Annotated in this window: 25 protein-coding genes; 10 read left to right on the top strand and 15 right to left on the bottom strand. The window is 62.2% G+C overall.

The genetic code is table 11. From position 1 onward, the window contains the following. Positions 1-153: 153 nt before the first annotated feature. Positions 154-651 carry a cupredoxin domain-containing protein gene (locus KSS94_RS08635; RefSeq protein WP_217842577.1) on the top strand — a complete coding sequence of 166 codons (498 nt, stop codon included), beginning with the start codon at positions 154-156 and terminating at the stop codon, positions 649-651. Between the two features lie 68 nt (positions 652-719). Further along, the gene (gene queF, locus KSS94_RS08640; RefSeq protein ID WP_217842578.1) at positions 720-1550 is read left to right on the top strand and encodes an NADPH-dependent 7-cyano-7-deazaguanine reductase QueF; all 831 of its coding nucleotides are present in this window, start codon (positions 720-722) and stop codon (positions 1548-1550) included. Positions 1551-1688: 138 nt separating this feature from the next. Here the strand turns inward: queF and KSS94_RS08645 are convergent, their stop codons facing one another. Further along, complete coding sequence (locus KSS94_RS08645) at positions 1689-1952, bottom strand: DUF4404 family protein (RefSeq protein ID WP_027919578.1); 264 nt, start codon at positions 1950-1952, stop codon at positions 1689-1691. Between the two features lie 123 nt (positions 1953-2075). Further along, the gene (gene pcrP, locus KSS94_RS08650) at positions 2076-2639 is read right to left on the bottom strand and encodes an HAD superfamily inactivated hydrolase PcrP (protein WP_217842579.1); all 564 of its coding nucleotides are present in this window, start codon (positions 2637-2639) and stop codon (positions 2076-2078) included. Between the two features lie 189 nt (positions 2640-2828). On the opposite strand from pcrP, the gene KSS94_RS08655 reads away from it, so the two are divergent. Next, positions 2829-3536: an MlaA family lipoprotein gene (locus KSS94_RS08655; protein ID WP_217842580.1), complete on the top strand. Its 708-nt coding sequence runs from the start codon at positions 2829-2831 to the stop codon at positions 3534-3536. A 288-nt stretch (positions 3537-3824) separates the two neighbouring features. Here KSS94_RS08655 and KSS94_RS08660 read toward each other — a convergent pair whose 3' ends face one another. Next, positions 3825-4118 carry a PilZ domain-containing protein gene (locus tag KSS94_RS08660; RefSeq protein WP_217842581.1) on the bottom strand — a complete coding sequence of 98 codons (294 nt, stop codon included), beginning with the start codon at positions 4116-4118 and terminating at the stop codon, positions 3825-3827. Positions 4119-4387: 269 nt separating this feature from the next. Between KSS94_RS08660 and rssB the strand changes: the two genes are divergently transcribed. Together rssB and rssC are read left to right on the top strand one after the other, a co-directional pair. Beyond that, positions 4388-5572, top strand: a complete 1185-nt coding sequence (gene rssB / locus KSS94_RS08665; RefSeq protein ID WP_217842582.1) for a two-component system response regulator RssB — start codon at positions 4388-4390, stop codon at positions 5570-5572. Beyond that, positions 5569-6051: an anti-sigma factor antagonist RssC gene (gene rssC / locus KSS94_RS08670; RefSeq protein WP_217842583.1), complete on the top strand. Its 483-nt coding sequence runs from the start codon at positions 5569-5571 to the stop codon at positions 6049-6051. The genes rssB and rssC overlap by 4 nt, the downstream gene beginning before the upstream one ends. A 255-nt stretch (positions 6052-6306) precedes the next feature. On the opposite strand, the gene KSS94_RS08675 is transcribed toward rssC, so the two are convergent. The 3 genes from KSS94_RS08675 to dusA all read right to left on the bottom strand — a co-directional run bounded on the left by KSS94_RS08675 (position 6307) and on the right by dusA (position 10729). Further along, the gene (locus KSS94_RS08675; protein ID WP_217842584.1) at positions 6307-8211 is read right to left on the bottom strand and encodes an alkaline phosphatase D family protein; all 1905 of its coding nucleotides are present in this window, start codon (positions 8209-8211) and stop codon (positions 6307-6309) included. Between the two features lie 378 nt (positions 8212-8589). After that, positions 8590-9516 (bottom strand): transaldolase, encoded by a 927-nt coding sequence (gene tal, locus KSS94_RS08680; RefSeq protein ID WP_217842585.1) that lies wholly within the window; start codon positions 9514-9516, stop codon positions 8590-8592. Between the two features lie 193 nt (positions 9517-9709). Further along, a complete protein-coding gene (gene dusA, locus KSS94_RS08685) occupies positions 9710-10729 on the bottom strand; it encodes a tRNA dihydrouridine(20/20a) synthase DusA (RefSeq protein ID WP_217842586.1) in 1020 nt (339 codons plus the stop codon). 93 nt (positions 10730-10822) lie between these two features. Between dusA and KSS94_RS08690 the strand changes: the two genes are divergently transcribed. Next, positions 10823-11944: a site-specific integrase gene (locus tag KSS94_RS08690; RefSeq protein ID WP_217843549.1), complete on the top strand. Its 1122-nt coding sequence runs from the start codon at positions 10823-10825 to the stop codon at positions 11942-11944. On the opposite strand, the gene KSS94_RS08695 is transcribed toward KSS94_RS08690, so the two are convergent. From KSS94_RS08695 to KSS94_RS08735, 9 genes are all read right to left on the bottom strand, one after another. Next, a complete protein-coding gene (locus KSS94_RS08695; protein ID WP_217842587.1) occupies positions 11945-12220 on the bottom strand; it encodes a pyocin activator PrtN family protein in 276 nt (91 codons plus the stop codon). Continuing rightward, a complete protein-coding gene (locus tag KSS94_RS08700; protein ID WP_217842588.1) occupies positions 12217-12939 on the bottom strand; it encodes a hypothetical protein in 723 nt (240 codons plus the stop codon). The genes KSS94_RS08695 and KSS94_RS08700 overlap by 4 nt, the downstream gene beginning before the upstream one ends. 371 nt (positions 12940-13310) lie before the next feature. After that, positions 13311-13697 (bottom strand): hypothetical protein, encoded by a 387-nt coding sequence (locus KSS94_RS08705; RefSeq protein ID WP_217842589.1) that lies wholly within the window; start codon positions 13695-13697, stop codon positions 13311-13313. Then, positions 13694-15523 carry a DNA cytosine methyltransferase gene (locus tag KSS94_RS08710; protein ID WP_217842590.1) on the bottom strand — a complete coding sequence of 610 codons (1830 nt, stop codon included), beginning with the start codon at positions 15521-15523 and terminating at the stop codon, positions 13694-13696. Before KSS94_RS08710 ends, KSS94_RS08705 begins: the two co-directional genes overlap by 4 nt. Further along, entirely contained in the window at positions 15520-16041 is a 522-nt protein-coding gene (locus tag KSS94_RS08715; RefSeq protein WP_217842591.1) for a hypothetical protein, read from the bottom strand. Before KSS94_RS08715 ends, KSS94_RS08710 begins: the two co-directional genes overlap by 4 nt. An 88-nt stretch (positions 16042-16129) precedes the next feature. Further along, positions 16130-16369, bottom strand: a complete 240-nt coding sequence (locus KSS94_RS08720; protein ID WP_217842592.1) for a pyocin activator PrtN family protein — start codon at positions 16367-16369, stop codon at positions 16130-16132. Further along, positions 16366-16875, bottom strand: a complete 510-nt coding sequence (locus KSS94_RS08725; protein WP_217842593.1) for a hypothetical protein — start codon at positions 16873-16875, stop codon at positions 16366-16368. The genes KSS94_RS08720 and KSS94_RS08725 overlap by 4 nt, the downstream gene beginning before the upstream one ends. Next, complete coding sequence (locus tag KSS94_RS08730; protein ID WP_217842594.1) at positions 16872-17033, bottom strand: hypothetical protein; 162 nt, start codon at positions 17031-17033, stop codon at positions 16872-16874. The genes KSS94_RS08725 and KSS94_RS08730 overlap by 4 nt, the downstream gene beginning before the upstream one ends. Positions 17034-17132: 99 nt before the next feature. Next, entirely contained in the window at positions 17133-17792 is a 660-nt protein-coding gene (locus tag KSS94_RS08735) for a LexA family protein (protein WP_186535028.1), read from the bottom strand. Between the two features lie 97 nt (positions 17793-17889). Here KSS94_RS08735 and KSS94_RS08740 point away from each other — a divergent pair, with 97 nt between their 5' ends. From KSS94_RS08740 to KSS94_RS08755, 4 genes are all read left to right on the top strand, one after another. After that, positions 17890-18084, top strand: coding sequence for a helix-turn-helix domain-containing protein (locus KSS94_RS08740; RefSeq protein ID WP_217842595.1), 195 nt, complete (start codon positions 17890-17892; stop codon positions 18082-18084). 209 nt (positions 18085-18293) lie between these two features. After that, positions 18294-18782, top strand: coding sequence for a phage regulatory CII family protein (locus KSS94_RS08745; protein WP_217842596.1), 489 nt, complete (start codon positions 18294-18296; stop codon positions 18780-18782). After that, entirely contained in the window at positions 18775-18978 is a 204-nt protein-coding gene (locus KSS94_RS08750; protein WP_217842597.1) for a TraR/DksA C4-type zinc finger protein, read from the top strand. The genes KSS94_RS08745 and KSS94_RS08750 overlap by 8 nt, the downstream gene beginning before the upstream one ends. Then, entirely contained in the window at positions 18975-21731 is a 2757-nt protein-coding gene (locus tag KSS94_RS08755) for a DUF5906 domain-containing protein (RefSeq protein WP_217842598.1), read from the top strand. Before KSS94_RS08750 ends, KSS94_RS08755 begins: the two co-directional genes overlap by 4 nt. The last annotated feature ends 289 nt before the right edge of the window (positions 21732-22020 follow it).

A 22020-nucleotide genomic window follows, 5' to 3' on the forward strand; every position in this document is an offset into this window, starting at 1 on the left:
AAGGCCTTGAGCGGCAGCAGGGGGCGTTGGCGAAATGATACGTGACGATCCCGCCGCCTGCCCAAGCTGACAAAGTTGTAATCTGCCTGTCAGCCAGCTGCCAGCCGGGCTTTCTGAAAATGGCTGCATCCCCGCACGCTCCGGAGCCACCCCATGAAACACCTGTTCCTCACCGCCGCCCTCGCGCTGGTCAGCCTGCCGACCCTGGCAGGCAGTTTTGCCTTTGGCGAGCCGGCGTCGGCCAGCAAGGCCACCCGTACTGTCGAGGTATTGCTCAAGGACATCGCCTTCGAACCCAAAAGCCTGCAGGTCAAGGCCGGTGAAACCGTGCGCTTCGTACTGATCAACCAGGGCCAGCTACCCCACGAATTCAACCTGGGCGACAAGGCCATGCATGCCGAGCACCAGAAAGAGATGGTCGCCATGCAGGGCAAACTGTTTACTGCGGGCATGAACCACGAAGGCATGGACCATGGCCAGATGAACCATGGTGATGGTCATGGCCACAGCGCTGGCAACACCGTGCTGGTGCAGCCCGGCCAGCGTGCCGAACTGACCTGGACCTTCAGCAAGTCTGCCCCCATCGAGTTCGCCTGCAACGTGCCCGGGCACTACCAGGCCGGCATGGTCGGGCCGCTGACCATCGAGTGAGTTGCGCTCCAAGGCGGGGTGCAAAACCGGTAGACTAGGGGCAATTTCGAACCTCTAGGTCAGTTTCCATGCATCCCGCCGCCGAACATTCCCCGCTGGGCAAGTCCAGCGAGTACATCGCCACCTACTCCCCCGAGCAGCTGTTCCCCATCCCGCGCCTGGCCAAGTGGGCCGAGCTGGGTGTCAGCGGCGATGCGCTGCCCTGGCAGGGCGTGGACTTCTGGAACTGCTTCGAGCTGTCGTGGCTGTTGCCCTCGGGCAAGCCGGTGGTGGCCATCGGTGAGTTCGCCATCCCTTGCGATTCGCCGAACATCATCGAGTCGAAGTCGTTCAAGCTGTACCTCAATTCGCTGAACCAGACCGTGTTCGAGTCGATCGAGGCGCTGCAGGCGTGCCTGGTCAAGGACTTGTCTGCCGCTGCCGGCAAGCCGGTCGCGGTCAAGGTCAGCACCCTTGCACAAATTGAGGCCCAGGGCGTGACCGCCTTGCCGGGCCTGTGCATCGATGCGCTGGATGTGAGCATCAGCAACTACGAGCAACCGCAGCCCGAGTTGCTGCGCTGCGCGGCGGACCGTGTGGTTGAAGAAACCGTGCACAGCCACCTGCTCAAGTCCAACTGCCCGGTGACCGGCCAGCCGGACTGGGGCAGCGTGGTGGTGGAGTACAAGGGCAAGGCGCTGGACCACGCCAGCCTGCTGACTTATCTGATCAGCTTCCGCCAGCATGCCGACTTCCACGAGCAGTGCGTGGAGCGCATTTACCTGGACCTGAAGAAGCTGCTGCAGCCGGAGCACCTGACCGTGTATGCGCGTTATGTGCGCCGCGGTGGGCTGGACATCAACCCGTACCGCAGCACCGGGCCGCTCAGCCCGCAGAATGTGCGGTTGGTGCGCCAGTAAGAATAAAAAAGCCTGGAGCGCGCGCACCCTGTAGGAGCTGGCTTGCCGGCGATGGCGCCAGCGGCCTGATGCAAATCTTGGGTTTGCAGGCCAGGCCCTATCGCCGGCAAGCCGGCTCCTACAGGAGAGGGCGGGTCGTCAGATACCCATGCTATGCAGCGAGTTGGCGATGCTGCGCAGGGTGGCGGTGAGGTCGGGGTGGTCGGCTTCAAAGCGTTCGATGGCCAGGTTCACGCCATCCACCACGTTGTTGTCCGGCGTGGCCTCTTCGAGCTTGAGCTGTGCCTCGATCTGCCGGGCTTCTTCGTGGAGCGCGGCCAGCTCCTCGTCCGATAGCGGCACGTTGCGGTCCAGTTGCTCGCGCAGGCTGTTCAGGCGTTCTTGCAGTTCGCGGGCAGGCATTGTTCGTACTCCATCAATGGCTTGGCAAGGCATGGACCTCAGCGAAGCGGCAAAGGTTCGTACCTGCCTTGTAGCGTAATCCACCTGCAGCTGCTTTGCATGACCCCCGTCAACCCCGATGTTTCAGGGTTTTTCGCCCTTGTGCCGGCGCAGGGCGATGTCGGCCAGGCAGGTGTCGAGCGACTCCAGGTGGTCGATCACCGAATGCACGCCCAGGTTGAACAGCTCGACCGTGGCCTTGCCCCGGGCCAGTTCCTGCTCCTGGGCGGTCATCGCCTGCCACTGGCTGGAGCTGAGGTCGCAGGACGGGCTGCAGGCCGCCAGGCCCACCGTCCATAGCCCGGCGTTCAGGCCCGACTGCAGCAACAACGGTTCGCCGCTGACCAGTACGCAGCCGTCCACCCGTGCGCTTTGCAGCGCCATCAGAGCCTGCCAGCAGGCGTTCGGCGCCGGCCATTTGCAACCGTTGGCCGGCTGGCCGGGCAGCCAGTCGGGCAGTACCTGGGTGAGTTGCCGGCCCTGGGCCGGGCTCAGGTTGTCGAGCCAGATGCACGGCACCTGGCGGGCGCGCAGGCTGGCGAGGGATTCGAGGGCGCCGGGGGCGGGCAGGGGCGTGCCGTTCGCGGCCTGGACCAGGCAACCGCGCAAGCCGAACAGCACAGCGGTGGGGGCGGGTGCATCGTGCATGGTCACTTCCCTGAAATACACCACAGGCTAGCCAGGCTTTGTTACCAGCAGATGACCGCAACAGTTGTTCACAAAATGTTGAGCAAAAGTGTGTGAAGCTATTAAACAGCGAACAAGCCATTATACTGGCCCTTTGACCCGCAGCGCCCACGGGCGGCTGCAGACCTGAATTCCGATGGAGAAACATCTATGCGTAGGATCGGTGCCGGCGTGATCGAGCGAATCACCCAGGCCTGTGTCTGCGCCAGCCTGTTGCTGGCGCCGTTGGCAGCTACCCAGGCGGCCACCGAGGACGACCCCTGGGAGGCGGTCAACCGCCCGGTCTTCAGGTTCAACGACACCCTGGACACCTACGCCTTCAAGCCACTGGCCCAGGGTTACCAGGCGGTCACCCCGCAGTTTCTCGAAGATGGCATCCACAACATCTTCCGCAACCTGGGGGATGTCACCAACCTGGCCAACAACGTGTTGCAGCTCAAGCCACGTGCGGCAGGCATCGACACCGCGCGGTTGATCGTCAACACCACCTTCGGCCTGGGTGGTTTCTTCGATGTGGGCACCAAGATGGGCTTGCAGCGCAACGACGAAGACTTCGGCCAGACCCTCGGCTACTGGGGCGTGCCCAGCGGCCCGTATGTGGTAATTCCGCTGCTTGGCCCAAGCACCGTGCGTGACGGCCTGGCCAAGTACCCGGACACCTACACCGAACCCTACCGCTACATCGACCACGTGCCGACCCGCAACACGATCTTCGCCGTGGACGCGGTCGATACCCGCGCCAGCCTGCTGTCGGCCGAGAAGCTGATGCAGGGCGACAAGTACATCTTCATCCGCAACGCCTACCTGCAGAACCGCGAGTTCAAGGTCAAGGATGGTGAGGTCGAGGACGACTTCTAAGTCGCCATCGCCGGCAAGCCGGCTCCTGCAGGTATCACCACCCCTGTAGGAGCGGCCTCGTGTCGCGAAAGGGTTGCGCAGCAGCCCCGGGATCTCGGCATCATGCAAAATTGCTGGGGCTGCTAGGCAGCCCATCGCGGCACAAGACCGCTCCCACAGGGATTGCGTGATCTTCAGGCCTGCGCCGTACCTGTAGGAGCCGGCATGCCGGCGATGAGGCCGGAACAGGCAGCACGAGACAGTTGCTTCAGTCTCCAGCCCATGGCTCATTGCTTGGTGACAGGCCCCTCAATGCATGGCCAGTATGCGCAGCCCGAACTTCTGCGCGCCCCCCGGCTGGTCGGCGATCCACACCACTTCGGTACTGGCATGCAGGCCCTTGAGCGCGGCCAGGTCCGAATCGATGCGCACTTCTAGCGGGTCACCCACCTGAAAGCGCTGCGGCGCCTCTACCTGCATGCCGCTGCTGGACAGGTCGATGCAGGTGGCGGCGATCACCTGGCCCTCATGCAAAAGGGTCACCTCGGTGTCGACGCGCATGCGGATGAAATCGCGTTTCTCGCTGTAATCACGCTGGGACATGCCGGCATCCTTCATTCTGGTTGCACTGGACAGCTTTCTTATAACGCTGTGCGATTTGCCCTGTAAAGTGCAGGGAAGTCTACCTTCCTGCGCTTGAAACGCCAGGCGGATGGGAGTACCGTCAGCGCCTTACAGGGCACCTCCCTATTTGCCGGACCAGTCTTCTTGTCCTACAACTCAAATAGAGAGTGGCTAGAGAGCATTCCAGTAGCCGTCTGTCGGTACGCCCACAGCTGCTACGCCAACCAAATCTGGCGCCGTTCGCCCACATGCAGAAAACCAGTGCAACGCTGCTGATCATCGATGACGACGACGTGGTCCGTGCCAGCCTCGCCGCCTATCTGGAAGACAGCGGCTTCAGCGTCCTCCAGGCCGGCAACGGCCAGCAGGGGCTCCAGGTCTTCGAAGAACACCAGCCCGACCTCGTGATCTGCGATCTGCGCATGCCGCAGATGGGCGGCCTCGAACTCATCCGTCGCATCAGCGAGCGCGCGCCGCAGCTGCCGGTGATCGTGGTGTCCGGTGCCGGGGTCATGAGCGATGCGGTCGAGGCCTTGCGCCTGGGCGCCGCCGACTACCTGATCAAGCCGCTGGAAGACCTCGCCGTGCTGGAGCATTCGGTGCGCCGTGCACTGGACCGTTCGCGCCTGGTGCTCGAGAACCAGCGCTACCGCGACAAGCTCGAAGCCGCCAACCGCGAGCTCGAAGCCAGCCTGCACCTGCTGCAGGAAGACCAGAACGCCGGGCGCCAGGTGCAGATGAACATGCTCCCGGAAAGCCCGCGTACGGTGGGCGAGTACCGCTTCGAGCACCAGATCATCCCGTCGCTGTATTTGTCTGGCGACTTTGCCGATTACTTTCGCGTCGACGAGCGGCGCATCGCCTTCTATCTGGCGGATGTGTCCGGCCACGGGGCGTCATCGGCGTTCGTTACCGTGCTGCTGAAGTTCATGACCACGCGGCTGCTGTTCGAATTCAAGCGCAGCGGCAAGATGCGCGATTTCAAGCCCTCGGAAGTGCTCAGCCACATCAACCGCGGGCTGATCAACTGCAAGCTGGGCAAGCATGTGACCATGGTCGGTGGCGTCATCGACGAGGATACCGGCCTGCTCACCTACAGCGTGGGCGGCCACTTGCCGCTGCCGGTGCTGTACACCCCGGGTAACGCGCGCTACCTCGAAGGCCGTGGCCTGCCGGTGGGGCTGTTCGATGAAGCCAGTTACCAGGACCAGGTGCTGGAGCTGCCGCCGCAGTTCAGCCTGACCCTGATGTCTGACGGTATTCTGGACCTTTTGCCGGGGCCCACACTCAAAGATAAGGAAGCGTCCTTGCCGGAAATCGTCAAGGCCGCGGGGGGCAGCCTGGAGGGGCTGCGCCAACGTTTCGGATTGGCTACGCTTGGGGAGATGCCGGATGATATCGCCCTATTGGTGTTGAGCAGGAACCTTGAATGACTACTGGTAGAATCCAGTTCGCCGAACAGAGCGGCACCTTCGTTCTGAAATTTGTCGGTGAAGTGCGCCTGACCCTGTGTTCGGCGCTGGATGCGACGATCGAGAAGATTTTCACCGCGCTGAACTTCTCGGCCATCGTCATCGACCTGACCGAAACCGAGAGCATCGACAGCACCACGTTGGGCCTGCTGGCCAAGCTGTCGATCCTGTCCCGGCAGAAGGTCGGCCTGTTGCCGACCGTGGTCACCACCAACCCCGACATCTCGCGCCTGCTGCAGTCCATGGGCTTCGACCAGGTGTTCAACATCGTCGACCGCCCGGTGCCGTGCCCCGAGTGCTTGACCGACCTGCCATCGCAGGACCAGAACGAGGATGTGGTGCGCTCCAAGGTGCTGGAGGCGCACAAGATCCTTATGGGCCTGAACGACTCCAACCGTGAAGCGTTCCATGACCTGGTGAGCGCGCTCGAGCGTTCCTGATCGTCTGTCTGCGCGGCCCATGTAGGAGCCGGCTTGCCGGCTCCTATGGAACAAATCACAACTCGTTGATTTCACACGGTCTTTGTGGGAAGCGGCCTCGCCGGGGCGCCGTCCGGTCGAGATGGGCTGCGCAGCAGCCCCGGCAATTTTGCATGAGGCCCAGGCCTTGGGGCCGCTTCGCGCCCCATCGCGACACAAGGCCGCTTCCCACAGGGATCGCGCAGGCTTGTAGCTTGTGTGAACCCTGCGATGGCCTCAGTGCTGCACGAACTCCGTTGCCGGCGCCCCATTGGCATTGAGCTGAAACACCCGCGCCGGCCGCCCCTGTTCATCGAAGAGCACCTGCCCCAACCCCGCACTGTTCCACAACCGCTCGCCTGCCTTGCGATGGCTGGGCACCCGCGGCACCACCTCCATCTGCCGGCGCTGGGTAAACCAGTTCAGTGGCGAGCGCGGCGAATACAGCCAGCGGTTGAGGCGGTCGAGCACATCCAGCAGGCGCCGCGGGAATTCGTTCTTGATACCGCTGCTGGTCACCTGCCACAGGTGCGGGCTGTGCTGGCGGTGGCGGATCAGCACCTCGTAGACGAACGAGTAGTGCACGTCCCCCGACAGCACCACGTAATGCCCCGGCGTGCGCGAATGCCGGAAGATGTTCAGCACCACCTGCGCCGCGCCGCGGTGGGCCATCCAGTTTTCGGCATCCACCAGCAGCGGGTAGCCCAGGGCGCTGAACACCCGCTGCACGGTCTCGATCAGCTTGACCCCGAAGATCGGCGCCGGCGACACGATAATCGCCGAAGGGTGGTCGAGCAGCCCCTGTTGCAGTTCGCACAGCGCCTCCCAGTCCAGCAACCCGGAAGGCTTGCCCAGGTTGCTTTCGCTGCGCCAGCGTCGGGTGCGGGTGTCCAGTACCTGCAGGGGCGGGTTGCTTGGCAGCTCGTACTGCCAGCCCTGAAAGCGCAGCAACTCGCCAATCAGCGCATCCTGGCCATGCTCATCACTCGTCGCCTGCGTGGGAGCGGCCTTGCGCCGCGATAGGCCGGCAAAGTGCTCCTGGCATCCGGCAACCAGTGCGGCGCACCCCTGCGGGTCATTCCCCCACCCCTGGCACAGCAAATACCCCAGCAGCGCATTGCCAATGATCCGCCGCGAAAACGGGTGCCCATAGGCCGTCTGCTCCCACTGCGCCGACAGGTTCCAGTCATCGGTGATGTCGTGGTCATCGAAGATCATCAGGCAGGGCAGGTGGGCCATGGCCCGCGCCACCTGGCCAAGCCCTTCGCGAAACGCCTCGATCAGCGGCAGCTCGTGCTGGTAACGCGCCTGGTGCTGCTCGGCCAAGCCTTCCGGCATTGTCATATCCACCAGCGCCCACGGTTGCGGCGCCCACACCAGCAGGTACATGGCCATCACCTCGGCGAAGGTCACCAGATGGTTGTCGGCATTGCTGGACGAGAAGATCGGCTTGCGCTTGCCGCCGAAGAAGCGCTCGCGCAGGGTTTGGTTGCTCTGCTGCGCCGGCAGCAGGTCGGCGCGGTGGTAGTAGCAGGCCGGGTGCCGGTACAGCTCGGCGCCGCTGGCCACCAGGGCGCCGTCCAGCGCCTCGTCGAACAGCCCCAGGCGCTCGATCAGCACATGGATGGCCCGCAGCATCGGGCCGGCGACATCGTCGGCGTACACCTGGTCGCCGGTCATCAGCAGCACCGCCGGGCGCTCGGCGGGCGCCCGGCCTGCGGCCAGCAAGCGGTCGGCGCACAGCAGGCCGTCGGCCACCGGGTGGTGGGGCTTGCGGCAGGAGCCATGCAGCAGGTGGTCCATGCGTTCGCGCAGCACGAAACTCGGCAGGCTGGTGCCCGGGTACAGCAGGTGCGGCGCCCAGTCGGCGATGCCCTGGCCGTTGGCCAGGCGCAGGTCGTAGGGCAGCGCTGTATCGAACGGCAGCGGGTGGTCGAAGTGGATGTCCAGCAGGTGAATGTAAGCGTGTTCGCCCACGGGCAGGGTGTGGCAATGCAGGCTGGGGGTGATGCCTGGGCAGTTGAGGTGGAATGCGGGCTGCAAGGGTTGCGAGCCCACCAGCCAGATGGCCAGGCGTTGGGGCTCCAGACGGCGCAGTACGGGGCCGGCGAGGACGAGGGGGAGTGGGGCGGCAGGGGTCATTTATTTAGGTGAAACATGATGGGGTAAGTAGTCGAGAAGGAGTAAATGTCTTGCCTGTGCCGGCCTCATCGCCGGCAAGCCGGCTCCTACAGGTACAGCGCCAGATTCAGGCTCTGTGCAATCCTGTGGGAAGCGGCCTTGTGTCGCGATGGGCCGCACAGCGGCCCCAGAATATCGGCATCCTGCAAAATCGCCGGGGCTGCTGCGCAGCCCAATCGCGACACAAGGCCGCTTCCCACAAGAATCGAGTCGGCTTTTAAAAATTGAGCAAGACAGTTGCTCCCACAGGGCCCAGTTCAGCCGGTGATTCTCCACCCCAACGAAAAACGGGCGGAGAATGCTCGGCATTCCCCACCCGTCGATCAAGCCGAATATGTATCAGGCTTTGTCGGCCATCAGCTTTTCGAGCTTCTCCTGGTCGCGGGCGAACTGGCGAATGCCCTCGGCCAGCTTCTCGGTGCCCATGGCGTCTTCGTTCATGCCCCAGCGGAACTGGCTCTCGTTCAGCACCTGCTTGGCCTCGCCGGCATTGCCCGGTTTGAGGATGCGCGGCAGTTCGCCCTGGTCGTCGGAAAGCTTCTGCAGCAGCTCCGGGCTGATGGTCAGGCGGTCGCAGCCGGCCAGCTGTTCGATCTGGCCGATGTTGCGGAAGCTCGCGCCCATCACCACGGTGTTGTAGCCGTTGGCCTTGTAGTAGTCGTAAATGCGCGTGACCGACTGCACGCCCGGGTCTTCGGCGCCTGTGTATTCCTTGCCGGTACTCTTCTTGTACCAGTCGTAGATGCGCCCCACGAACGGCGAAATCAAGAACACCCCGGCATCGGCGCAGGCCTGGGCCTGGGCGAAGGAGAACAGCAGGGTGAGGTTGGTCTGGATGCCTTCCTTTTCCAGCTTCTCGGCGGCGCGGATGCCTTCCCAAGTGGACGCCAGCTTGATCAGTACACGATCACGCCCGATGCCGGCCGCTTCGTACAGCTCGATCAGCTGGCGGGCCTTTTTCAGCAGCGCCGGCTCATCGAACGACAGCCGCGCGTCCACCTCGGTAGAGATACGCCCCGGGATCACCTTGAGAATGCCAGCGCCCACGGCCACCGCGAACTTGTCGCAGGCCAGATCGACATTACCCTTGGCGTCGCTTTTCACCTGCTTGAGCAGGTCGGCGTAACCAGGGATGGCGGCAGCCTTGAGCAGCAGCGACGGGTTGGTGGTGGCGTCCACCGGCTTGAGCCGGGTGATGGCGTCCAGGTCGCCGGTGTCGGCAACCACGGTGGTGAACTGCTTGAGTTGTTCCAGCTTGGAAGTCATGGGCGTGCTCTGTCCTGTGCAATGACTCGACATTACCCGAGCCCCGGCGGCCACTCAAGGCCCGCCAAAGGCCCCCGCAAACAACCCGCCCCCTGTAGGAGCGGGCTTGCCCGCGATGGGCTGCGCAGCAGCCCCACCTACACAGGGCCACCGCAAGATAAGCCTTCGATCCAAAACCCCACCCCAGGTTCCCTCAGCGCCCCTGCAGCAGCTCCGCCGCCTGGTCCAGCACCGCCAACGGGGTGTCGGTCTTGTGAATATCCGCCGACAGCAACTGGCGGAACCGCCGCGCGCCCGGGAAGCCTTGCCCCAGCCCGAGAATATGCCGGGTGACATGGTGCATCGCGCCGCCGCTTTCGATATGCGCGACGATATAAGGCCGCAGCCGCTCCATCGCCTCGGCACGGCTGACCACCGGCGCCGTGCTGCCGAACAGCTGTTGGTCCACTTCGGCCAGCAGGTAGGGGTTGTGGTACGCCTCGCGCCCCAGCATCACCCCGTCGAAGGTTTCAAGGTGGGTGCGGCATTCTTCCAACGTCTTGATACCGCCATTGAGCACCAGTTCAAGCTCCGGGAAGTCAGCTTTCAGCTGCGCCGCCACGTCATAGCGCAACGGCGGGATTTCGCGGTTTTCCTTGGGCGACAGCCCTTCGAGGATGGCGATGCGTGCATGCACGGTAAAGCTGCGGCAGCCCGCATCACGCACCTGGCCGACGAAGTCGCACAGCTCGGCATAGCTGTCGCGGCCATTGATGCCGATGCGGTGCTTGACCGTCACCGGGATGCTCACCGCGTCCTGCATGGCCTTGACGCAATCGGCCACCAGCGCCGGGTGGCCCATCAGGCAGGCGCCGATCATGTTGTTCTGCACCCGGTCGCTGGGGCAGCCGACGTTGAGGTTGACCTCGTCATACCCCGCCTGCTCGGCCAGCCGCGCACAGGCCGCCAGGTCCGCCGGCACGCTGCCGCCCAGTTGCAGGGCCAGCGGGTGCTCGGATGCGTCGTGACGCAGGAAGCGGTTGGCGTCGTTGTGCAGCAGGGCGCCGGTGGTGACCATTTCGGTGTAGAGCAGGGCGTTTTTTGATAGCAGGCGTAGGAAAAAGCGGCAGTGCCTATCAGTCCAGTCCATCATCGGCGCAACGCTGAACCGGCGGGACGGCTCATGGCGCGTCGTTTCTGGCTTTGAGCTTGGTTTTGCTGTGTTTTCGTTCAACGTGTTTCGTACCGATTTTCGGGGGTTTTGGGGCGTTTTTACCAAGCGCTTGGTACAATGTACCAATCGACCAACGACGTGTACCAATTTCCTATGGCAACGATCAGACCGCGCAAGAAAGCCGATGGCACCATCAGCTACACCGCTCAGATTCGCATCAACCGCGACAAGGTCACAGTCTACCAAGAGAGCCAGACGTTCGCCCGTAAACAGGCCGCTGTGGCCTGGGCAAAGCGACGGGAGACGGAGCTGGCAGAACCTGGTGCGATCGAGCGCGCCAGTCGTGTGGGGCACAAGGTCAAGGACATGATCGGCCGCTACCTGGTCGAGGCCGAGAAAGCCCGGCCGCTCGGGGAAACCAAGCGACGCACCTTGGAAGCCATCAAGCGAAGCCCGCTTGGGGAGAGAGTTGATTCCGATATCTCCCAGCAGGTGCTCGTGGACTATGCGCTTTGGCGTATGAGCGCCGAGGGGGGAGGGATCAAGCCCCAGACGGCCGGCAACGATATGGCGCATCTGGGGTCGGTGCTTTCGCTGGCCAGGGCGGCGTGGGGTTATGAGATCGATCCCCAGGCGATGGCGGACGCGCGGTTGGTCTTGAAACAGTTCGGATACAACCTCAAGAGCCGTGAGCGGGATCGGCGCCCGACGCTGGATGAGCTTGACCTGGTGATAGAGCACTTCTTCGAGATGCTGCAGCGCAGGCCGACAGTCATTCACATGCCCAAGGTCGTAGCCTTTGCCATCTACTCGACGCGGCGCATGGATGAAATCACCCGCATCCGATGGGAAGACTTGGATGAGCACCGACAAGCGGTGAAGGTCCGCGATATGAAAAACCCCGGCCAGAAGATCGGCAATGACGTCTGGTGCCATTTGCCAGACGAGGCCTGGCAGATCGTGCACAGCATGCCGCGAGAGTGCCCGGAGATCTTCCCTTACAACACTGATTCAATTGGTACGGCCTGGGCGAAGGCGTGCAAGATGAAGGGTATTGAAGATCTGCACTTTCATGACTTGCGCCATGAGGGAGTGAGCCGGCTGTTTGAAATGGACTGGGATATACCGAGGGTTTCGAGCGTGTCAGGTCACCGCGATTGGAACTCGCTGCGGCGCTATACCCACTTGCGTGGGCGGGGGGATCGTTACAAGGACTGGAGGTGGTTGGAGCAAGTTATCCGGGCGCCGGTAACTCTGGGCGCCCGGGTGAAGTAGTCAGCCGGCTTTAAGTCCTCTATTCAGCTGCGCACATTCTTTAAGCGCAGCTTCTCTTTGTTGGTCCAAGTACAGGGCCAAGTCGGCAATGTGGACACCCTTCGCGCTTTTCTGGCTGGCTTCCAATCGGGTGATGGGGAGTTTGATCTGGCCGGCCAGCACCTTGCGCTGGAACATATCCGGCGTCAGGTGGGTGAAGTAGTCAGTGCACACACGGTCAATCGAGATGATTGCCACGCCGTTGTACTGCGCCATCAGCATAAAGGCCGTGTTCATGCTTCTGCCTCGCCTTTGGGCATACGATCAAGCCGCTCGATCTCGGCCAGGATCAGAGCGCCGGCCTTGATGAGCATAAAGCGCTGGCTGGTTGGCTTCCAGTGTTCTTTCGCCCAAGGCCAGAGTCCTACTTCTTTTGAATTGAGGTAGTCAATGTGATCGTCTTGGCGGGCGCCCCTAGGGTCAGCCCAGAATGCGTAGGCGCTTGCAGCCTGGGCGAGTTGCCCCCAGGTGTATTGGTCGTCATGCCCAAGGGTGCGGCCCTCTTCGCGAACTTGACGGCGCCGTTCAGCCAGCAGGTCTCGGACTGCAGTGCTCCAGGTTGGGCTCTGTGCCTCAAGCAGCTCGCGGGTCTCCTTGATCTGGTCGTTGAGGCCCTGGTCACTCGCGCTGGTGTGTTGGACCCAGTCCTCCAGTAGAGAGCAGGATCTTGCGGCCAACAGGAGGAGCTGGAAGTTGAGGTCGGGCTTACAGCCCTCCGCTTCGTCGAGGCTGCGGCGAGGCGCGGCACCGGCGCAGGGGACGCCGGAGAGCAGGATGTTGCTGTCGGGCTTGCAGCCCTCGGCGTTTACCTGGCGGTGGCGCTCGATCTCGGTGATCAAGCCCAGCACCGTCGCGGGCGGTACTGCCATGCCGTAGTCATTCAGGGCCACGGCATCATATTGGTTGGCGGCAGCGGCGGTGGCGAGGGCTTTCAGTTTGATGAGGTCAATATTCATGCCGTAGGCCTCCGGCTGATGATGAAGCCAGCTGCCTGGCGGATCTTGGAGCACTGGTCGTGGTTGCCCTTCACGCGGGCCTTGTGGCAGACATCGCATATGAACGACATCGCAGGGCGCGTCATGGGTTGCATGCCTTGGCGCGTCCGTATGGTCGGGGTGTAGGTCTGTGCAGAAGTCACAGCGAATACCTCTCGTGGGCGCGGCGTGCATTTGGGCTCAGGGCCAGGTGCTCGTAGCCGGTGTGGTTGTTAACACTCGGTAACGTGCCTCTCGCGGCGTTAACAGGTGTTGGCCGGTGCAGTTTGATCAGGGCGGCGACGAGCGCGCATGCCAGGATCAAGCTGACCAGTTGCCAGGTGCGTGTTGGGCTAGGCATGCCAGCTCTCCATGTGGAGTTGGAGGTGCGCGTCAGTGGCGGCGTCGGTTTCGTCTGGCGTTTTGGTCACACGCGAGTTGGGGGCTTTCAGGCCCATACGCAGTGTTCTGGTCACGTACAGGTAGCGGCTTGCGTGCTTGAACAGGTCTTCGGCGGATACGGGGGTGAGGCTCTGCTCGCCATTCAGCACGGCATCAAGACGAGTGCGATACAGCCCGGCCTGGCCGAGCCAAGCGGCGGCGCTGTGCTCCGCGTCTGAAACGGGGCAGTCGTGGGCTTTTGGGCGCGGTCCCTGGTGGCTGCGGTCGCATTTCCTGCAGTGGTGCAAGCCGCCGTCGTAGCCCTCTGAGGTGTACCAATCGTGGCGGTTCGTGCTCATGCGGCCTCCTGCAGGTACAGATCGATCAGGTCCTTGGCGTTAGCGGCGATCAGGTCCTCTGCCTCGTCGGGGCAGACGCTGTTGCCGATCAGCCGGATCTGGTCGGTGTTCTTGATGGGGCGCCACTCCAGTTGGCCGGTTGCCTTGTTCTCGAACAGGCCGCGATCAAGGATGTAGTCGGGACTGAAGCCTTGGGCGAGCTTCAGCTCTGGGGCTTTGAGCATGCGCAGGGTGAAGTCGATCAGTGCGTGCTCGCCGAGTAGCACCAGGTCGACCTGCTCGGGGAAGTGTTCCGGCAGGTACTTGTGCAGGAAGTGAGCACACTTGCGGGCCTTCACCAGCAGCTCGGGCGGCAGGATCGCGGCGGGAACCTGGACAATTGTGACCAGCGCCATGCGTTCCTTGGTTGGCAGGGTGTGCATTGGTTCGCCCATGCCTTGCCACTGCCCGCCGGTGCCGTAGTACTTCACCAGGTACGCGCTGGCGAGGCGCTGGTTGGTGCCGCGCCCGAGAATCGTGCTCAATGGCACTTTGGCTGCTCGCCCGTCGCCCTTGTAGAAACCGCCGTTCGCCTGCTCAAAGTGGCATGCAGCGACCGCGTGGTGACCGCTGCCTGTGGTCAGTGCGTTGACGGGCTGACCCATACCGCTGCCGGTAGAACCCTTGCGCAGGGTGATCATCGACGCGGTTACCAGCGCTTGTTCACCTCGGTTCGCCCCGGTGATCGTCCGGGTTGACTCGGAAACGGGGTAGCCCGATCGGTCGCCATGATGCGTGAGGTGGGTCAGATGGGCTGCCGCCAGGGCGAAATGACCGCCCTTGATCTGGGCCACCTGAGTGCGTAGCGGCTCGCCTGCGCTGAACGTGCGCTGCGTGCTCGCGTTGGCGAACTCGGTGAGGCTTGCGGCGGCCAGCTGCTGCTCGTCCAGTTGCAGCACGAAGGGCTGCTCGGCCATGACGGTATGACGCCAGAACCCCTTGGCGACGCGCCGGCAGGTGTTGTCCACCAGCGGGCGCTTGCGGTCGAACAGGCTCTTGCCCAGGTCAGAGAAGTCGATGCACTCGGCGGCAGTGCGCCACGGCAGTTGCCCGGGCTTGGGCTTTTCATGCCGTTTCGGCTTGGTCCAGACGATTGGGCGGCTGTCCGTGCGGCCAATGAGGAACAGGCGCTTTCGGATGGTAGGGGCTCCGGCGTTCGATGCGCGGCGTTCTCGCCACTCGACATCGCAGCCCAAGCCGCGCACCAAGGCCTCCATCGGCACCCACTGGCCGATGCAGTCCATGATCTCGCCCATGTCTGGGTGATCGGCGGCCAGGCCGGTAGTGAGGCAGGAGATGAATGCCTTGAAGGTACGGCCCATTTCCGACTTGATCGGCTTGCCGTCGTCGTCAAGCGGCCCCCAGGCCTGGAACTCTTCGACATTCTCCATCAGCAGCAGGCGTGGGCGGGTCACGAAGACCCAGCGCACTACCACCCAAGGTAGCGATCGAACAGCCTTGCTGCGCGGGGCGCCGCCTTTGGCTTTGGAGAAATGACGACAGTCTGGCGAGGCCCACAGGATGCCCACGGGTTGGCCGCCGGTGGCCTGGAGCGGGTCGACCTCGTAGATGTCGCTGATGTAGTGACGGGTGTTGCGGTGGTTAGCGCGGTGTACAGCGATTGCGATGGGGTTGTGGTTGATGGCGATGTCAGGGTCGCGGTACACGCGGGCGCCGCCGCTGCTGGCCCCGCCTGCGCCGGCGAACAAGTCCACATACAGCTCGCGCGGGAAGGGCAGGGCGTGCTGTTGTGCGCCCTGGGTGTCGATCTGCAGGGCGGCGGTCATGCTGCCTCCCCGGCGGTTGCGGTTGTGGCGTGAGTGGAGCGCAACTGATGGTGCACGCGTACGGCAAGGGCGTGGAGGTCTTGGCGCTGCTGCAGCGCGCGGTTGCGCCATGGCTCGGTGCCCTGCGCGACCTTCCACGTTTTCTCGGCCAAGGCCAGTGTCTCGGCAGCGTTGATCATCAGGTCGTAGTCAGCCCTGGTCACCGGCATCGCGGTGTACGACATGATTCTGGCTTCCAGGTCGGCGATGTGAGCTTTCAACGCGGTGATGCTGGCTGTGCGGGCGTCCAACTGTTGGGCGCAATTTCGCTGGGCGTCTTCAAGGTCTGCGCGCAGTGATTCCTGTGCTCGTTTCGCTTCCTGCAGCTGCAGTTTCAGTGTTTGTTGGTGGGCCAGCTTGCCGTCAGCGAAGCCCACCTTGTAGGCGCGAATGCGCGCCTTCGCGAACAGGTACGGCAGGACAATGAGCGTAACCAGCCAGAGGATGCCGGCGGCGAGTGCGTACTGGTGCGGGTGCATGTGCTGTGCTCCTGGTTCTCGGTGCCAAGCCTGAAAGTGGTGGTGGCTTGGCGCCGAGGTGGTGCCCCTGATGGCCGGGGCCGCCTGGTTAAGCGGTCTGTTTGTGTTGCTGGTCGAGGTAGTCGGCCAGGTCGTGCAGGTAGATCACGTATTGAGCCCGGGTCGAGCTGTGCAGCTTCTTGAGCGTCAGGTTGATCTCGCCTTTCTGGATCAGCTCCCTGAACCGGCGGTCCGTCTTGATGTGCGGGAAGTAATGCTCACGCACAGCGGTCAGAGTTGGGCAGGGCGTCGTCCATTGGTTGCGTAGCTGGTCCAGCGTTTTGCTCATGGGTGCTCCCCGTGCCCCTCGCTAGGGGGCCTGAGCTGGGTGCGTACTGTCTCGACCAACTGGTCCTTGCAGTGCCCTTTGGTGAGGGCGCAGATGTCGCCCAGGCCATCCAGCACGATCACGCGGAAGGGGTGCTTGGCATCGTTGGTGGGGCTGATGTACGCCTCGTGCTCGGGATCGAGGATGGCGTTCACGGCTTCGAGCGCTTGCCTCATTGCCAATGCTTGTTCGGACTGTCTGCCCGATTCAGTCCGGCCGTTGGCCAGTTCTTCGAGGTGGTCTCGCAAAGCCATGTACTTCGAAGAGTCGCCACGTTGCAGGGTGAGTGAGCCGGTCAGGGGGCCGAAAGTCACCTTGATGTGGTGGGTGCGGGTGTCGTTCTCTACCTCGATCAGTGCATCACTGGTGGTCTCGGGGCGGCGCAGCGGGCAGGTGGCGGTGCCTCCATTCTCCAGCGCGTTCTGCAGCAACATGACCCGTTTCAGGGGGACGGTGTATTCGCTCACGCGGCACCCCCTGTGGGCACGGCGCGGACCAGGCCGGTGGGGGAGACGATCAGGCGCAGACCGGTACGACGCTGGAATGCGTCGACGACTGCGGGGCGGGTGCAGGTGGTAGGGTGCAAGTAGACCTTGCCCCCTTGGGGGTGCTGTGCGGTTGGCATGTCTGGACCTCAGTGGTGAGAGGGATAGCGGTCCAGACAATACTTAAACGAATTTTTCCGGTCAATACCTAAACGAGACGATCTCTATTCGTTTACGGGTCAGAAAATCTCAACCTTGGATACGACCACCCCGCAAATGGCTGCATCGTTGGGCAGCTCGATTATTGGGTCCGGCCACGAGGGGTTGAGCGGCTTCAAGAATTGGCGTTCGCCTTCTAGAACAAGCTGTTTGAAGGTTGCCTCTTTGCTGCTTGCCAGCTTTACGATGACCAAGGAGCCATTTTCATAGTCTTTTGCTGGGTCGACGAAAATGATGTCGCCATCCCTGAATGATCTGCGCTCGTGAGGGTTAAACATCGAGAGACCGCGAACACGAAGGGCAAACGTTGCACTGCTATGCGAGACCGCGCAGGGCAACCATGCCTCGGCATCTTCCAGTTCCAGCGGTTCTTGCATCTCGCACCAGGCTCCAGCCTGTACCCATGAAATCAGTGGTACGAAACCACGGACTTTTGGTCCTGGCTCCACATTGGCCAGCGGCCCAGCTGCTGGTGGAATGCTCCCTTCGCCCTTCCATAACCAGTCAGTAGTCACTCCGAGGACTTTTGCGATTCTCTCGACGTTCTCCTGCCGGGGGCTAACCGATGTGCCTGACAGAATTCTGTGAATGGTTGGCTGGGGTACGCCGGAGCGTCTGGCAAGTTCGCCGCCTGACATCCCAAGCTCATGCATGCGTTTTGCTACGCGATTTCCTATCACTGCTGATGGCTCTGATTAGTTTGCGTATCGCTAGTGTATTGCTCTGTCCTATTCGTTTGGGTAAGATCGGGTTATTCGCTAACGAATAGGTTGCATCATGTCCATACAAGAGATGCTTGGAGCGCTAATCGAAAGAGGTTTTTCACAGCGTGCGATTGCAGAACGGGTCGGCGTAACGCAGCCGACAATCTATCGCGCGACGAAGGGGGCGGCAGTCCGCTACGAGGTGGGCAAGGCTATCGAGGTTTTCTACGAGGAAGAAATCAGGGGCGCAAGGCAGCGCCAAAAGTAAGGATCACCAGGCCGGGGCTCTCACCACAAGAGCGACCCAGCCCGGTGTTGGACCCCCGCCATCCGGCTGCCTCTCACCACAAGAATGGCCGGATGACTAGAACCGCATGTAATGCCCGCACAGCACGCAAGGCACCACACAACGGTCGTGGTCGTAGGATAGGGCTTGCCTGATCCCATGGCTACACCGTTAACCGAGGATTAACGGTTATGAGTCGCATCGATACTCTGCCGGACTCTGGTCCGGCTCTCTCCCTCCGCCACGCGCTCTACCGCGCTGGACGCGAATACAAAGGCGGAATCACCACACTGGCCTTTGATATGGGCATGGACCTGGACGCCCTGCAGAAGAAACTGAAACACGATGAAGAGCGCCGCTGGCTCAACCCCGACGAGCTTGAAGAGGTGTTGCAGTTCACCTCTGACAAGCGCGTGCTTGATGCCCTGGGGCGTGCCGCTGGTGTTGTCTGGTACCGCCCACAGCCCGTTCCGGCGACCAATGAGCAGTTGAAGGCTGTCGGTCTGTTGCTTGAAGAGGCCGCCCAGTTCGTCAGCAGCATGCATGAAGGTGCTGCTGACAACGTATGGGAGCTGCACGAAGTCCAGAAGCTTGAGGCTTGTGGGATCGACGTTATCCGTCAGGTGCTCGCAATCATCGCGGGTGCTCGTCAAGCAATGGAGGACTGCGCCCATGGCTGATGATGTCGATTTCGCCAATGATCGCGCCGAATACTTCCTGCAGCTGTCGCTGCTGCGTGTCGCGCGCCTTCCTGTTGGGCCGAGCGCGCAGATCTGCGTGGACTGTGAAGACCCGATCCCCGAGGCTCGCCAGCAATCGGTCGCGGGTTGCGAAACCTGCGTGGACTGCCAAGGACTTCGGGAGCGTCGCAGATGAGCGGGCGCCCAACTCATACCACAGCTGATTGGGCGCGGCGTTACATCGAAACCTTCGGTCTGGCCCTGGTCCCCATTGAGCCTGGAGAGAAGGGGCCTAAGGGGCGCGGCTGGAACACGCCCGGCGGTTACATTACTGCTGCCGCTGATGCTGAGGCGTTTTGGACGAAGTGCCCGAGCCACAACCTCGGTGTTGTGCTCGGGCCTAGTCGTGTCTGCTCGCTGGACGTTGATGATGTCGAGCTGACCCGTCAGGTCTTGCTGCAGACGCTTGGGCTCGATGTTGAGGCGCTTGCCGACGCATATCCGACTTCGGTGGGTAACCCCGAGCGATTCCGGGTGATGTTCCGTGTTCCCGAAGGTGTGGAGCTGAGCCGGCACGCGCTGGTTTGGCCCAACAAGAACGACCCGGATGGCACCATCTACAAGGGGCTCATGGCGCAGGTCAAGGCAGCTGTGGACGAGGAAGATGCCGCCCGCGAAGCGTCTTTCCGCATGGCAGCAGAGCCCTTCAAAAAAGTGACCGTCTTCGAGCTGCGTGGCGGCCTGGTGCAGGATGTGCTGCCGCCGTCCATTCACCCTGGTACAGGGAAGCCCTACACCTGGCGCACTGCGCCAGCCGCCGGCGGGTTGCCGGAGCTGCCGCCCGAACTGCTGGCGATCTGGCAGGGCTGGGACGAGTTCAAGCCTAAAGGGGAGGCGGTGTGCCCGTGGCGGCCAAGGCCGGCTGCGTCAGTGGTTCGACCTATGCCGAAGCCATCGTCAACTGCCCGATCTGGTGACCGGCTCCCCGAGGTCATCCCTGAATTCAATCGTATCCATGACATCGCCACGATGATCGAGGCGCATGGCTACAAGCGCATCGACGGGAAGTGGCTGAGCCCGCACAGCAGCTCCGGCATGCCGGGGGTGACGATCACCGAGGGCAAGCTCTTTTCCCATCACACGTCTGACCCTTTGGCGAACGGGCACAAGAATGATGCCTTCGACGTGTTCTGCATTCTGATGCACGACGGCGATCAGAGGGCGGCTACCAGAGCTGCTGCCCAGATCCTCGGCATCGATGCCAAGTCTCGCCCGCCGGCGCCGCCACCACTCGGTGATCTTCCCCGCCCCCCATCGGTCTCCGAGCAGGCCGACCAAGGCGAAGCGGACGCTGATCTTGGCGAACCTGTCGCCGCTGATACCGGTTCGAACGAGCCCAGCCCGGCCGGCTCATCGGCCACTGGGGGGGCGGGGGGCGAGCAGCTTGATATCGTCGCCGCAATGCGCCGATTCGCCTTGGTTGAGGGAACCACCAGCGTTTGGGACATGGACAAAGGGAAGTCGATGAAGCGGCCAGGGTTCGAAGCCTTGGTAGGCAAGCCGCTGGCTAAGGAGTGGATGGGGCGGACTGACAAGAAGCTGATTGCGCCGGAGCAGGCGCAAGAGCTGGATCAAGCTCGACGCCTTTCGGCTAAGAAAGGCGGTGCGCTCAAGCTTGATCCAATCGAGCGGTATGTCTACATCGACGGTACAAAGGACGTTTGGGACCGAGAGAAGAAGCGGCGGATCGCTGAGGGAGCCGTGAAGATGGCCCTGGGCGAAGAGTACAAGTGGTGGCTGAATAGTCAGGATCGACGGGTGGTTGATGTCGACCACATCGTTTTTGACCCAACCATGACCAAAGATCCAAACATCTACATCAACACCTTCGAAGGGCTGCCCCTTGCGCCGGAGCGGGATGACGCTGCATGTGAAAACCTGCGCTGGTTGATCTCTTTCCTTTGTAACCACGACGAAGAGGCGCTGGGCTGGTTGACCAAATGGCTCGCATATCCGCTGCAGAACATGGGGGCCAAAATGGACACTGCCGTCTTGATGCACTCGATCATGGAGGGCTCGGGCAAGAGTCTTCTGTTTGCTGACGTATTTGGCCAGCTCTACGGTCAGTACGCGGCCACGGTGGGGCAGACGCAGTTGGAGGGTAGTTTCAACGCCTGGCAGAGCCGCAAGCTCTGGGCCGTGTTTGAAGAGGTTGTCAGCCGCGACCAGCGCTACAACCAGGTGGGCAAGATCAAGCACATGATCACCGGAAAGACCGTACGGATGGAGTCCAAGTTCATCAATGGCTGGGAGGAAGCGAACCACATGAACGCCGTCTTCCTCAGCAACGAGATCATGCCCTGGCCGATCAGTGATGATGACCGCCGACTGTTGGTGATGTGGCCGATGGAAACCTTGCCGGTGGCCAGGCAAAAAGCAATCAGTCGCGAGCTGGCCAATGGTGGCGTTGCTGCGTTGTATGGTTGGCTGCTCGGCGTAGAACTTGGCGACTTCGATCAGCGTACGCGGCCGCCCAAGACAGAGGCTCGCCAGCGACTGGTCGCGCTAAGCCGTACGGCATGGCAAACTTTCCTGCACCTGTGGCGAACCGAAGAGCTTGGCCGTGGTCTGTGGGCATGCTGCTTAGCAACAGATCTGTATGCGCTGTTCATTGAGTGGTGCTCCCGGAACAAAGAGCACTCCATGAGTCAGACGAAGTTTTCGCTGATGCTCAGCGCTACGGTTGAGAAGACGCGCTCAATCCCTTGGACCGAGCGCAATAACCGGCGGTTTGCGGCGTTCTTCTTCCCGTCTGATGGCGATGCTTCCCTGCCCCCATCATTCAATGCGGCCGAGCTGGGGCAGGCCGTTATCACCTGGCGCAGCAAGGCGAAACTTGCAGGGTGGAACGTGGATGGTTGGGACCACGTGAAGGGGCTGGCAGCATGAAACCAAGAGCCCCTGTGTTGGGTGTGTTGGGTTTGTGTTGGGTTCATTCCGGCAACCCAGCACACGTAGAACCCCCGTATTTCAAGGGCCCGAGTACCCCTGTGTTGGGTGTGTTGGGTTTGCGCGCGTGCGCGCGCGTACGCGAAGTTTTTCTCAAGCCAATCCGAAGCAAGAAAAAAACCTATGCGAGGACCCAAAAACCCAACAAACCCAACACACTCAACACACCTATCCTTAATGTATTGAATTTATTGAGTTTTATCTGTGTTGGGTTTGTGTTGGGTTGTGT

It is taken from the genome of Pseudomonas fakonensis (assembly GCF_019139895.1).
GTDB classification, from domain to species: Bacteria; Pseudomonadota; Gammaproteobacteria; order Pseudomonadales; family Pseudomonadaceae; genus Aquipseudomonas; species Aquipseudomonas fakonensis.